This window comes from Alcaligenes sp. WGS1538, assembly GCF_043187505.1.
Lineage (GTDB): Bacteria > Pseudomonadota > Gammaproteobacteria > Burkholderiales > Burkholderiaceae_B > Alcaligenes.
Genome location: NZ_CP171109.1, coordinates 2,598,043 through 2,610,066 on the forward strand (window position 1 = coordinate 2,598,043; position 12,024 = coordinate 2,610,066).

Below are 12,024 nucleotides of genomic sequence, written 5' to 3' on the forward strand. Positions count from 1 at the left end.
ATGCTCTGGCTCAAGGCTTTCCATATTCTGTTCGTCACGTCCTGGTTCGCAGGCCTGTTCTACCTGCCCCGCATCTACGTCAACCTGGCCCAGGACCACGACGCTGCAAGCCGCGAGACGCTGCTGGGCATGGCCCGGCGGCTGTATCGCTTCATGGCGCCCCTGGCCATCCTGACGCTGCTCACGGGCCTGGGGCTGTTTTTGTACTACGGCATAGGCAAGGGACAAGGCTGGATGCATGCCAAGCTGGCCCTGGTCCTGACGCTGTTTGCCTTTCATGGCGTATGCGGACGCTTCCTGCGGCAGTTCCAGCAGGGGCTGAACACCCGCTCGCACATCTTCTTCCGCTGGTTCAATGAATTTCCGGTCATCGTTCTGCTGCTGGTCCTCATCCTGGTGGTTGTAAAACCCTTTTAATGCACTCTTCATGTCAGACCAACCCGAACGCAAGACACTAAGCCTGGTGCCAGGCAACAAAAAGAAAAGCGCCAGCACCGAACCGCGCACACGCTCCGGCGCACGCGCGCGCGTCGTCAGCCAGCAGGAACGCCAGCAGGGCGCTCCCAAACGCGAGCAGGAACGCCGCCCCCAATCCGGCGAACGGCGCGAGTTCTCGGGCGAGCGCCGCGAGCGCCCCGCCTTCAACCGCGACCAGGACCGCCGTCCTCAATCCGGTGAACGGCGCGAATTCTCCGGCGAACGCCGTGAGCGTCCCGCCTTCAACCGCGATCAAGAACGTCGACCATACTCCGGTGAACGACGCGAGTTCTCCGGCGAGCGCCGCGAGCGTCCCGCCTTCAACCGCGACCAGGACCGCCGTCCCCAATCCGGTGAACGGCGCGAGTTCTCGGGCGAGCGCCGTGAGCGTCCCGCCTTCAGCCGCGACCAGGACCGCCGTCCCCAATCCGGTGAACGGCGCGAGTTCTCGGGCGAGCGCCGCGAGCGCCCCGCTTTCAACCGCGATCAGGACCGCCGTCCCCAATCCGGTGAACGGCGCGAGTTCTCGGGCGAGCGCCGCGAGCGCCCCGCTTTCAACCGCGACCAGGAGCGTCGGCCATACTCCGGTGAACGACGCGAGTTCTCGGGCGAGCGCCGCGAGCGCCCCGCTTTCAATCGCGACCAGGACCGCCGCCCCCCATCCGGTGAGCGGCGCGAGTTCTCGGGCGAGCGCCGCGACCGCCCCGCTTTCAATCGCGACCAGGACCGCCGCCCCCCATCCGGTGAGCGGCGCGAGTTCTCCGGCGAGCGCCGTGAGCGCCCCGCCTTCAACCGCGACCAGGACCGCCGTCCCCCATCCGGTGAACGGCGCGAATTCTCCGGCGAACGCCGTGAGCGCCCCGCCTTCAACCGCGACCAGGACCGCCGCCCCCAATCCGGTGAACGGCGCGAGTTCTCGGGCGAGCGCCGTGAGCGCCCCGCCTTCAACCGCGACCAGGACCGCCGCCCCCCATCCGGTGAACGGCGCGAGTTCTCGGGCGAGCGCCGCGAGCGTCCCGCCTTCAGCCGCGACCAGGACCGCCGTCCCCCATCCGGCGAACGGCGCGAGTTCTCCGACGAGCGCCGCGAATCGGCCAGTCGCAGCAGCAGCCTGTTCAGTCCGGCCAGGGATGACGACGCCTTTCCACAGTACGATTCGCCCATCAAGAAAGTGGACAGCCCGCAGGCGCCCCGTCCGGGCCAACGCCTGCACGACGCCAGCATCCAGCAGACTGAGCGAGTGCAGATCAAGGCCGCCCAGACCGAACAGTACCGCCTGTTCGCTCCTTGCCCGCAGGGTCTGGAAGAAGCCCTGGCGGCCGAGCTCCAGGCCCTGGGCTACGATCACGTCCAGGCCGGCCGCGCCGGCTGCCATTTCGTGGCCGACTGGATCGGCGTCATGCGCGCCAACCTGTCCTCGCGTCTGGCCACCCGCATCCTGCTGGAACTCTCGCACGCGCCAGTCGGCAACGAAGACGATATCCTGGCCCTGGCCCGCCTGACGCCCTGGGAACGCTGGTTCGGCCCCGAGCAGACCCTGCGCGTGGACACCTCGGCCGTGCGCAGCCCCATGCAGAGCCTGCAATACTGCAATCTGCGCGCCAAGGACGGCATCTGCGACCGCCTGCGCGAACTGGAAGGCGCGCGCCCGTCCATCGATACCGTACGCCCCGACGCCCGCGTGCACCTGTTCCTGGACGAGACCACCGCTACTTTCTACCTGGACACCAGCGGCGAATCCCTGTTCAAGCGAGGCTGGCGCCACGACAAGGGCGACGCTCCCTTGCGCGAGAACCTGGCCGCCGGCCTGCTGGCCCTGTCGGGCTGGGATCCCTCCAAGCCGCTGCTCGACCCGTTCTGTGGCAGCGGCACCATCCTGATCGAAGCGGCCTGGATGGCGCTGGGCGCGCCGCCCGGCATCTGGCGGCCTTTCCACTTCGAACGCCTGCGCTGCCACGATTTCCGCCTGTGGCGCGACATCAAGGACGAGGCCCGCTCACGCATCGCACCCAGCCTGGACACGCCGCTGATAGGCTATGACATCAATCCCGCCGTGCTGGAAGCGGCCCGCGCCAATCTGGACCGTTCGCACCTGACCCAGGACACCATCCGCTTCGAACATGGCAATGCGCTGGAGATCCAGCCCTGCACCGAACCCGGCTGGATCGTGACCAACCCGCCTTACGGCGAACGCCTGGAGCATCAGGACGACGATTTCTGGCGTGACTGGTCCAGCAACCTGAAGCAGAACTTCGCCGGCTGGAGCGTGAACATGATCAGCAGCGACCTGGAGTTGCCGCGCCACATGCGGCTCAAGCCCAAGCGCCGCTACCCGCTGTACAACGGCTCCCTGGACTGCCGCCTGTTCTGCTTCGACATGGTGCAGGCAAGCTACCGTCAGGACGACGACGCCGGCATGGAGTCGTAATAGAACGACATAAGTACACGGGAACCTGCTGGTTCAGTTGCCAAATATAAGGGTTAACCCTAAAATCAGGGTTAACCCTTATCAATGAACGGAACGGCAAAATGAACTACCGCAACGACTTGCGTCTGACCGACGAAATCGAACGCCAGCTCCTTACCCAGGCGCTGGAAGAGCAGTATCGCCTGCGCCCTTTCAAGGCACTCAAGAACCTCTTCATGCGTCTGTTCGGCCAACAGCGTCGCATCAACGCCTGATCCGCCAGAACCGGACGGCTCAAGCCGCCCGCGCAGCCCAAGCCACCGGATGCGGTGGCTTTTTTTTGCCTCCCGGGCGCGCATGGCAAGCGCATCGTTCCGCTGGCTGCCGATATACGCGATAATGCAGTCTTGTATGCCTTCGCTCGCACCATGACACCCTCTTTCTCCACGCCCGGACGCTGGCGACGCTTCGCCTGCATGATGTACGAATCCATCCTGCTTTTTGGCGTCATCTTCACGACCAGCTACCTGTTCGACACCCTGACGCAAAGCCGCAGCGGACTGGACCTGCGCCACGGACGCCAGGTCGTGCTGTTCCTGGCACTGGGCGTCTACTTCGTGCTGTGCTGGCGACGGCTCGGCCAGACCCTGCCCATGAAGACCTGGCACATCCGTCTGGTCGATGAGCAGGGTCGTATTCCCGCCTTGCGCACGCTGCTGCTGCGTTATATTCTGATCTGGCCCCTGCCGCTGCTGGGAGCACTGCTGGTCAAGCAGATATCGGCCTATACAGGCTATGCGTCCACGGACCTGTTCATCGTGTTCACGCCGTTCCTGAACTTCATCTGGACCTGGTTCGACAAAGACCAGCAATTCCTGCACGACCGCCTGTCCAAGACTCGCCTGATCGATGCCCGCCCGGCCCGTGCCGCCGTTCCCGCAGCCTGAACGGAACGGCCTGCAGACCATTTTTTTAGTAGTTCACCAAAGTCATGACTGACATCCTCAAAAAATACCTGTTTGCCGACCAGAGCACCCGCGCCCAGGTCGTTCACCTGGAGCAGGCCTGGCAGACCGGTCTCGAACATCAGCACTACCCCGACTGCATACGCAACCTGCTGGGCGAGCTGGTGGCCGCTTCCGTGCTGCTGGCCGGCAACCTCAAGTTCGACGGTTCCCTGATCCTGCAGATCCAGGGCGACGGTCCCATCGCCCTGCTGGTGGTGGAATGCACATCGGACATGGACATACGCGCCACCGTCTCCCTGCGCGAGAACCAGCCCATTCCGCACAGCGGCACCTTGCAAAGCCTGCTGAACACGCAGGGCGAAGGCCGCTTCACCGTGGTGCTCGCTCCCAGGCAGAGCAGTTCGGATTTCCGCCCTTACCAGGGCGTGGTGCCGCTGGAAGGCGATACCGTGGCCGAAGTCCTGCAGACCTACATGCATGGCTCCGAACAGCTCGATACACGCCTGTGGCTGGCTGCGGACGGCCAGCACTGTGCCGGCCTGCTGCTGCAGCGCCTGCCCGCCCAAGGCGGACAAAGCATCGTGCAAAGCCTGGAGACCTGGGAACGCGCCCTGGCGCTGGCGTCCACCGTGCAGCCCCAGGAGCTGCTGCAGGTGGACTGCGACACGCTGATCCATCGCCTGTTCTGGGAAGAAGACCTGCTGGCCTTCGACCCCCAGTCCGTGCGCTGGCACTGTCCTTGTTCACGTCAGCGCGTCAGCAACATGCTGCGCATGCTGGGTCGACAGGAAGTCGAACAATTGCTGGCCGAACGCAGCACCATCCATGTCTCGTGCAACTTCTGCGGCAAGCCCTACGAATTCGACGCCATCGACTGCGCCTCGCTCTTCGTGGACAACAGCGACAGCCTGCCCGGCGACAGCACCCTGCATTAAAAGCCCTGCGCACGGATTTGTACGCCAGTACAAGTCCGTCTGCCCCTGCTCCAGCCAAGCAGGCATGATGAACGCACCATGCCTGCTCTCCGCCCCCCTCTTCCGTCTCAATCCGGCCTGGCCGGCGCACCGGCGATAGCGGCCTTGCTGGCCGTACTCCTGCTTTCGCTGCTGGCTCTGGACGTGCTCACGCTCTATTCCCTGCGCGTGCGCCTGCATCATGCCCTGCTGCATGCCGCGCGCCAGGCCAGCATCCACCAGGGCAGCCCGGAACACATCGCCAGCAGCTTCTCCCAAGGCCTGGCCGCAGCCAGAGCGCCACGCAGGGATCGCTGGCAGATCCGCATCCTGTCGCCTTCCGCCGCCGCCTTCGCCCTGCACGGCCGTCCTTCCCGCCAGCACGCCATGAGGCCCGCCATCCGTCAAGGCTGGCAGGCCCGGCAGCATGCGCGCCGGCCGGACAGCCGCCCCACCATCTTCCAGGCCAATACCCTGCATCTGCAGCTGCGCTACGCCCATCAGCCCGGCCCGCTGTCCTTGTTGCGGCTCCTGCCCATCCTGGCCGCCAGCCTGAACACCACGGCCGGCCCGCGCGCGCTTTTGATGCGGCTGGAGATCCGGCATCCCATGCAGTCCGATGCCGTCCAATGGGATGACCTGGCGGACGGACGCGTCGTCTACGGAGCGGACCATGCGGCGGACCTGCCGGCGCCTGGAGCAGGTTCACCCGCCCCAGGACGGCCGCATGGCCCTCCTTCGCCCGCGCCGCCTCTTCCGCCATTCCCGGGCCCCGGCGAACCCTCGACGCCCGGCCTGCCGCAGTCGCCGCCCGCCACGTCGGGCGAAGCAAGTCAGCCGCCCGCGGATCCCCCACTGCCCGAGTCCTGCGGCTGAATACAAAGCCGCAAGACTCCATGACGCACGCACACGGCAGCTCCGCCCGCATGGGCTGTTAAATGTGGCCAAGGGAAGAAAAAGAAATGCAGCGGCGTCTTGCGCGCTGTGGATCAAGGGTGCCGGGTCTGAGCGACCGAACCGCCTGGAGGGACGATCTGCACGAAGATCTCGCCTTCGCGCATCATGCCGAACTCGCTGCGGGCGCGCTCTTCCACGGCATGCGTGCCGGAGCGCAAGTCCTGGACTTCAGCCAGCAAGGCGTTGTTGCGGGCGGTCAGGGCCTCGTTGGTTTCCTTCTGGGCCGCCAGATTGGTCTGCATCTGTCGCACATCCAGCCAGCCGCCCTTGCCCCACCACAGGGCGTAATGAGTGGCCAGGGTCAGGCAGAACAGCAAAAGGGCAAGAAGGCGCATGGCGGCGTATGGGCCGGGTCTTGCGACCCGGCCGTCTGAACTGAATTAGCGCAGATTATAGAACGCATCGCGACCTGGGAAGGTAGCGACTTCAGCCAGTTCTTCTTCGATACGCAGCAACTGGTTGTACTTGGCCATGCGGTCGGAGCGGGACAGCGAACCCGTCTTGATCTGCATGGCGTTGGTGGCCACGGCGATGTCGGCAATGGTGGAGTCTTCGGTTTCGCCCGAACGGTGCGAGATCACGGCCGTGTAGCCGGCGCGCTTGGCCATTTCGATGGCGGCGAAGGTTTCGGTCAGGGTGCCGATCTGGTTGATCTTGATCAGGATCGAGTTGGCGATGCCCATCTCGATGCCCTTCTTCAGGATCTTGGTGTTGGTGACGAACAGGTCGTCGCCCACCAGCTGGATCTTGTCGCCCAGCTGCTGGCTCAGGATGCGCCAGCCATCCCAGTCGTCTTCGGCCATGCCGTCCTCGATGGAAATGATAGGGTATTTGTCGCACCAGTTGGCCAGCAGGTTGGCGAAGTCCTGGGAGCTCAGGGACACGCCGCCTTCGCCGGCCAGGTGGTACTTGCCGTCGCGGTAGAACTCGGAAGCGGCGCAGTCCAGGGCCAGGGCGATCTGCGAACCGGGCTCGTAGCCGGCGTTCTCGATGGCGCGCAGAATCAGTTCGATGGCCGCTTCGTGATTGGCCACATTGGGCGCGAAGCCGCCTTCGTCGCCCACGGCGGTGGACATGCCCTGGCCGTGGATCAGGGACTTCAGGGAATGGAATACCTCGGCGCCCATGCGCAGCGACTCGCGGAAGCTCTTGGCGCCCACGGGCATGATCATGAATTCCTGCAGGTCCAGGGTATTGTTGGCGTGCGCGCCGCCGTTGATGACGTTCATCATGGGCACGGGCATGGCCATGGCGCCGCTGCCGCCGAAATAGCGGTACAGGGACAGGCCGGAGTCGTCGGCGGCGGCGCGGGCCACGGCCATGCTGGCGGCCAGCAGCGCGTTCGCGCCCAGGCGGCTCTTGTCTTCGGTGCCGTCCAGCTCGATCAGGGTGCGGTCGATGAAGGTCTGTTCCTGGGCGTCCAGGCCCATCAAGGCTTCGGAAATTTCGGTATTGACGTTCTCGACGGCGCGCAGCACGCCCTTGCCCAGGTAACGGCTCTTGTCGCCATCGCGCAGTTCCAGCGCTTCACGGGCGCCGGTCGATGCACCGGACGGAACGGCCGCGCGGCCCATGGCGCCCGACTCGAGCAACACATCACACTCAACAGTCGGATTACCGCGGGAATCCAGAATCTCGCGTCCGATAATATCTACGATTGCACTCATGATTTTGACAGTCCTGCCTGAAGTAGCATTTAGCTAGATAAGTTAAACAATCCTGTAGCCTGGCCTGCAGCCCAAGGCGGGCCTTGCGGTCAGCCTGGTCTCCGGCGCGCTGCATGCAGGATGACATCTGCGCCGTCCCGTCAGCTCTCCGGACGAGGCTGCCATGCCATCCTCCACTGAACTGGGATTGTACCTGCCCATGACACAGCCGTGCCATGTCTGGCCCCAAAAGCCGCCAAAAAAGCCTGGCTGGCAAGCCAGGCGGCATGGCTCCGGCGGGGCCTGGACCTGTTTATTATCACAAGAAAGTCCGAGACTGCGCGTTGTATCAGTAAATACGAAAAGTACCGATAAGTCTCAGGATGGGTCCGCGTCCACCGCGCGCGACAAGGATCGCTCCCAGGTCGTCAACAAGGCGATGAGCTGTTCCAGGTCCTGATCGGAGAAGTCCTGCAGCATGGTCTCGACCAGACGGCGGCGGCGCGGCAGTGTGGCCTCGACCAGTTCGCGACCCGCGGCGCTCAGGCGCACATTGGTCAGCCGGTTGTCCTGCTCGTCGGTGAAACGTTCGATCAATCCCAGCGATTCGATGCCCTTGAGCTGGCGCGTGACCGCGGCCGGATCGATGCGCAGATGGCGCACCAGCTGCTTCTGCGAGACGCAGCCGTCCTGGTACAGGCAGATCAGAATGCGCCAGCGCGGCATGGGCATGCCCAGTTGCTGGTCGAAGGCGGCCATCAGGCTGCGATAGGTGCGGCCCAGTTGCTGAACGGCCTGCAGTTGTGGAAATTCATTCATTGCGAGGACTCCGCTTTACGGGCGAACCGGATCGGCGGCACTTTGCGAACCCAATAAAAACACCAGACGATCAGCAGCAGCGTGACCGCCATTCCTATATTGACGGCATGGGCCAGCGAGTCGCGCGCCACGCCCAGCCAAATCTCGCCGGCCTGGCCCTGACGGCCGGCCTGCTCCAGGAAGTGCGCCTGCTGAGCGGCGCTCATGAGCAGTTGCGGATCCTTCAACGAAGCGGCCAGATCGGCCGGCAAGCCGGCCACCCGGCTGCTCAAGCCCTCGCCGTACTGGTAGGTGACCAATGTGCCCACGATGGCCGTGCCCAGCATGCCGCCGACCATGCGCATGGACTGTAGCATGGCCGTGGCAATGCCCAGCATGGAACGTTCGGCGATTTCCTGGGAGAAGACCGTCAGGTTGGGCATGATAAAGCCGATTCCCGTGCCGCCGGCGATCGCGTACAGCACGAACTGCCAATGCGGGACGGTTTTATCCATGAAGACCATGCCGATGCAGGCGATGGTCAGCAGCGCCAGGCCCAGGTACAGCATGATGTTGGGCCGTGACAGCCGCGTCACCACGCGTCCATTGATGATGCTGCCCACGGTGATGAACACCACCAGCGGCGTGATGAGCAGGCCGGCGGTCTGCGGACGCAGGCCGAAACCGCCCTGCAGCAGCAGCGGACCATAGAACAGCAGGGAAAACAGGATGAAGCCCAGGCCCACGGACAGGACGAACAAGGCCAGCTGAGCCGGGTTGCTGAACAGGGCGGCCGGCAGCAGCGGCTCGGCCGCGCGGCGCTCCCAATGCACCAGCAGGACGAAGGCCGCCAGGCTGGCCACCCCCAGCAGAACCATGAAGGAGCTGGCGCCATGCTGGGGCAGCAGCTCGACCAGCAGCTGGATGCAGCCCAGGCCCAGCATCAGCAGGATGGCGCCCTGCCAGTCCAGGCGCACGCTGCCCTGCCGGAAATGCCGGATCAGCGGCAGGTAGCGATAGACAAAATACAGGCTGAGCAGTCCTATGGGCAGATTCACGTAGAAGACCGAGCGCCAGCCATATTGCTCGGTCAGGAAACCGCCCAGGAACGGACCTATGCCGTTGGCGATCCCGAAGGCGGCGCTCATCATCACCTGCCAGCGCAGGCGTACGCGCGGATCGGGAAACAGGTCGGGAATACAGGCGAAGGCCGTGCCCACCAGCATGCCGCCGGCCACCCCCTGCAGGGCGCGCGCCAGCACAAGCTGCATCATGCTCTGGGCCATGCCGCACAGGACCGAGGCCACGGTGAACAGCACGATGGATACCACCACAAAGCGCCGGCGGCCGTAGAAGTCGCCCAGCCGGCCGAAGATGGGCACGGTGATGACCGAAGTCAGCAGATAGGCCGTGGCCACCCAGGCATAAAGCTCGAAGCCATTGAGCTCGGCCACGATATTGGGCATGGCCGTGCCCACCACGGTCTGATCGATGGCCACCAGCATGACGACGAAACACAGTCCCATCATCGCCAGGATGGATTGCGTGACGGATAACATGCGCCCCTGGGCCAGCTGGGACGGATCGGGAATGCTTGCCATTTTTCATTGACCATACAATTGTTGACTTATCAATAATTTTACGAAAACCCTAAAAACCTGACAAGACAAAGGTGATTGCGGCCCCTGACCGTGTTGCGCATCCGACAATGGCGTCTGCAAGCAGGACGCCAGGTTCGCCCTGCCATCGACCGCCAATCAGGAATACAGACAATGAACATCATGATCATCGGAGCCAGCATGGGCCTGGGCCGCGCTTTCATGGACGGACTGGGCCAGGAAGGCGACGTGCTGATCGGCGTCGCGCGGCGCGCGCCTCCGCCTTCGCACTCCTCCTCGGGCGCTGCCCAGCACTGGATTGCAGCTGATCTTTCCCAGCCGCAGGCCGCTGCGCGGATCGCCGCGGACTGCCCCGCCGTGCTCGACGTGCTGATCTACAACCTGGGCATCTGGGAAGACACGGCCTTCAGCGATGACTACGATTTCCTGGCCCAATCCGACACGGCCTTGAAGAACCTGGTGGACGTCAACCTGACCGGGGCGCTGCTGGCGCTGCGGCGCCTGCTGCCCCATCTGCTGAAAAGTGCGCGGCCACGCCTGATCCTGACCGGCTCCACGTCTGGCCTGCGTCAGAGCGGCCGGCCCGAGGCGGCGTTCGGCGCCACCAAGTTCGCCCTGAACGGCCTGGCCGACGCCTTGCGCGAGGGCTACCGCGATCAGGGGCTGGCCGTCACCTGCCTGCAACTGGGCTACCTGAATACGGACGACGGTCTGGACGTCCCGCTGGAACAGGCCGCCGCGCGCGGCGAAGGCCGCACCATCCCCGTGCACGACGTGCTCACCCTGGTGCGCAGCCTGCTGCAATTGTCCGACGCCAGCTTCGTGCGGGAGCTGATACTGCCCGCTTTGAAGGACTCCCGTTTCTGACTGGGCCTGACCCGCCAGTTCAGGCAGCGCGGTGCGGTACGCGGACCAAGAAAAAAGGGAGCGTGCGCCACGCTCCCTTTTGCATTCAGGCGCCCGGACGGCGCCTGCCCAGAAGGATCAAAGACCTTCCACCACGTACATGGTCATGTTGGCGGCGCCGTCGCGGGCCTGGCGGGCGCGGCGATACTCCTGGGAATCATAGAAGGCCTGGGCCTGCTCCAGGGTGTCGAACTCCATGACGACCGTGCGCAGGGGCGCATTGCCTTCCAGCGCCAGGGTCTTGCCGCCGCGCACGCGCACTTTCACGTTGTGCGTCTGCATGGCGATGGTGGAAAACTCCTGGTATTGCTTGTATTGCTCGGGATTGGTCACTTCAACGTTGGCAATCAGAAATGCGGACATGGTGTCTCCAAAAACAACTCAATAGCCGTGCTGCAGGGCACCGCTTTTTTTCACGATGGAATCAATCTGTTGCAGGGTCCGGAGCAGATCGGCCATCTGCGCCAGAGGCACCGCGTTGGGGCCGTCGGACAGGGCCTTGTCCGGATCAGGGTGGGTTTCCATGAATACGCCGGCCACGCCCGCGGCCACGGCGGCGCGCGCCAGCACGGGCACGAACTCGCGCTGTCCGCCCGACGAAGTGCCCTGCCCGCCGGGCAATTGCACCGAATGGGTGGCGTCGAACACGACGGGGCAATTGGTCTCGCGCATGATGGCCAGGGAACGCATGTCCGAGACCAGGTTGTTGTAGCCGAAGGAAGCGCCGCGCTCGCACACCATGATGGTGGAACCGTCGCCGCCGGCATCCAGCGCCGCCGCGCGCGCCTTTTCCACGACCTGCACCATGTCGTGCGGGGCCAGGAATTGCCCTTTCTTGATGTTCACGGGCTTGAGCGTGGCCGCGCAGGCCTGGATGAAATCGGTCTGACGGCACAGAAAGGCCGGCGTCTGCAGCACATCGACCACGGCGGCGACGTCATCGACCTGGTCCTTGTCGTGCACGTCGGTCAACACCGGCACCTTGTAATGCGAACGCACATCCGCCAGGATTTGCAGTCCTTCCGTCATGCCCGGCCCGCGGTAGGACTTGCCCGAACTGCGGTTGGCCTTGTCGAAGGAGCTTTTGTAGATGAAGGGGATGCCCAGCGCGGACGTGATCTCGGCCAGTCGGCCCGCCGTATCGAAGGCCATCTGGCGCGATTCGATCACACAAGGGCCGGCAATCAGGAAAAAGGGCCGATCCAGCCCCACTTCATAGCCGCATAAATCCATAATTGACCTCGTTTCAGTATTGCCGCATTTTCCCACATTCCCGCGGACGTGGACACTGCG

At 64.4% G+C, this 12,024-nt stretch carries 13 protein-coding genes; 7 read left to right on the forward strand and 6 right to left on the reverse strand.

Features of this window, described 5'->3' with window-relative positions:
* The 6 genes from ACF3ND_RS12110 (at position 1) to ACF3ND_RS12135 (ending at position 5,681) form a co-directional block, all read left to right on the forward strand.
* On the forward strand, positions 1-417 hold the full coding sequence (locus tag ACF3ND_RS12110) for a CopD family protein (RefSeq protein ID WP_394060764.1): 417 nt from the start codon (positions 1-3) through the stop codon (positions 415-417).
* Between the two features lie 1,171 nt (positions 418-1,588).
* On the forward strand, positions 1,589-2,905 hold the full coding sequence (locus ACF3ND_RS12115) for a class I SAM-dependent RNA methyltransferase (RefSeq protein ID WP_394065833.1): 1,317 nt from the start codon (positions 1,589-1,591) through the stop codon (positions 2,903-2,905).
* A 101-nt stretch (positions 2,906-3,006) separates the two neighbouring features.
* Positions 3,007-3,159: a hypothetical protein gene (locus ACF3ND_RS12120; protein WP_394060766.1), complete on the forward strand. Its 153-nt coding sequence runs from the start codon at positions 3,007-3,009 to the stop codon at positions 3,157-3,159.
* A 153-nt stretch (positions 3,160-3,312) separates the two neighbouring features.
* Positions 3,313-3,831 (forward strand): RDD family protein, encoded by a 519-nt coding sequence (locus tag ACF3ND_RS12125; RefSeq protein WP_394060768.1) that lies wholly within the window; start codon positions 3,313-3,315, stop codon positions 3,829-3,831.
* Positions 3,832-3,875: 44 nt separating this feature from the next.
* A complete protein-coding gene (locus ACF3ND_RS12130) occupies positions 3,876-4,787 on the forward strand; it encodes an Hsp33 family molecular chaperone HslO (protein WP_394060770.1) in 912 nt (303 codons plus the stop codon).
* Positions 4,788-4,865: 78 nt separating this feature from the next.
* Positions 4,866-5,681 carry a hypothetical protein gene (locus ACF3ND_RS12135; RefSeq protein WP_394060772.1) on the forward strand — a complete coding sequence of 272 codons (816 nt, stop codon included), beginning with the start codon at positions 4,866-4,868 and terminating at the stop codon, positions 5,679-5,681.
* 113 nt (positions 5,682-5,794) lie between these two features.
* On the opposite strand, the gene ftsB is transcribed toward ACF3ND_RS12135, so the two are convergent.
* The 4 genes from ftsB to ACF3ND_RS12155 form a co-directional block, all read right to left on the reverse strand.
* Complete coding sequence (ftsB, locus tag ACF3ND_RS12140; protein ID WP_394060774.1) at positions 5,795-6,097, reverse strand: cell division protein FtsB; 303 nt, start codon at positions 6,095-6,097, stop codon at positions 5,795-5,797.
* Positions 6,098-6,142: 45 nt separating this feature from the next.
* Positions 6,143-7,429: a phosphopyruvate hydratase gene (gene eno, locus ACF3ND_RS12145; protein WP_394060776.1), complete on the reverse strand. Its 1,287-nt coding sequence runs from the start codon at positions 7,427-7,429 to the stop codon at positions 6,143-6,145.
* A gap of 357 nt (positions 7,430-7,786) precedes the next feature.
* Entirely contained in the window at positions 7,787-8,227 is a 441-nt protein-coding gene (locus ACF3ND_RS12150) for a MarR family winged helix-turn-helix transcriptional regulator (protein ID WP_394060778.1), read from the reverse strand.
* A complete protein-coding gene (locus ACF3ND_RS12155) occupies positions 8,224-9,807 on the reverse strand; it encodes an MFS transporter (protein ID WP_394060780.1) in 1,584 nt (527 codons plus the stop codon). Before ACF3ND_RS12155 ends, ACF3ND_RS12150 begins: the two co-directional genes overlap by 4 nt.
* A gap of 171 nt (positions 9,808-9,978) precedes the next feature.
* On the opposite strand from ACF3ND_RS12155, the gene ACF3ND_RS12160 reads away from it, so the two are divergent.
* Positions 9,979-10,692, forward strand: coding sequence for an SDR family NAD(P)-dependent oxidoreductase (locus ACF3ND_RS12160; RefSeq protein WP_394060782.1), 714 nt, complete (start codon positions 9,979-9,981; stop codon positions 10,690-10,692).
* Between the two features lie 117 nt (positions 10,693-10,809).
* Here ACF3ND_RS12160 and ACF3ND_RS12165 read toward each other — a convergent pair whose 3' ends face one another.
* Positions 10,810-11,094 carry a DUF1330 domain-containing protein gene (locus tag ACF3ND_RS12165; RefSeq protein WP_394060784.1) on the reverse strand — a complete coding sequence of 95 codons (285 nt, stop codon included), beginning with the start codon at positions 11,092-11,094 and terminating at the stop codon, positions 10,810-10,812.
* An 18-nt stretch (positions 11,095-11,112) separates the two neighbouring features.
* Entirely contained in the window at positions 11,113-11,964 is an 852-nt protein-coding gene (kdsA, locus tag ACF3ND_RS12170) for a 3-deoxy-8-phosphooctulonate synthase (RefSeq protein ID WP_394060786.1), read from the reverse strand.
* Positions 11,965-12,024: the final 60 nt, after the last annotated feature.

Excerpts from the sequence above, each read along its gene's own strand:
- ACF3ND_RS12110 (WP_394060764.1), top strand. The coding sequence starts at position 1 with ATGCTCTGGCTCAAGGCTTTCCATATTCTGTTCGTCACGTCCTGGTTC.
- ACF3ND_RS12120 (WP_394060766.1), top strand. The coding sequence starts at position 3,007 with ATGAACTACCGCAACGACTTGCGTCTGACCGACGAAATCGAACGCCAG.
- ACF3ND_RS12125 (WP_394060768.1), top strand. The coding sequence starts at position 3,313 with ATGACACCCTCTTTCTCCACGCCCGGACGCTGGCGACGCTTCGCCTGC.
- ACF3ND_RS12130 (WP_394060770.1), top strand. The coding sequence starts at position 3,876 with ATGACTGACATCCTCAAAAAATACCTGTTTGCCGACCAGAGCACCCGC.
- ACF3ND_RS12135 (WP_394060772.1), top strand. The coding sequence starts at position 4,866 with ATGCCTGCTCTCCGCCCCCCTCTTCCGTCTCAATCCGGCCTGGCCGGC.
- ftsB (WP_394060774.1), bottom strand. The coding sequence starts at position 6,097 with ATGCGCCTTCTTGCCCTTTTGCTGTTCTGCCTGACCCTGGCCACTCAT.
- eno (WP_394060776.1), bottom strand. The coding sequence starts at position 7,429 with ATGAGTGCAATCGTAGATATTATCGGACGCGAGATTCTGGATTCCCGC.
- ACF3ND_RS12150 (WP_394060778.1), bottom strand. The coding sequence starts at position 8,227 with ATGAATGAATTTCCACAACTGCAGGCCGTTCAGCAACTGGGCCGCACC.
- ACF3ND_RS12155 (WP_394060780.1), bottom strand. The coding sequence starts at position 9,807 with ATGGCAAGCATTCCCGATCCGTCCCAGCTGGCCCAGGGGCGCATGTTA.
- ACF3ND_RS12160 (WP_394060782.1), top strand. The coding sequence starts at position 9,979 with ATGAACATCATGATCATCGGAGCCAGCATGGGCCTGGGCCGCGCTTTC.
- ACF3ND_RS12165 (WP_394060784.1), bottom strand. The coding sequence starts at position 11,094 with ATGTCCGCATTTCTGATTGCCAACGTTGAAGTGACCAATCCCGAGCAA.
- kdsA (WP_394060786.1), bottom strand. The coding sequence starts at position 11,964 with ATGGATTTATGCGGCTATGAAGTGGGGCTGGATCGGCCCTTTTTCCTG.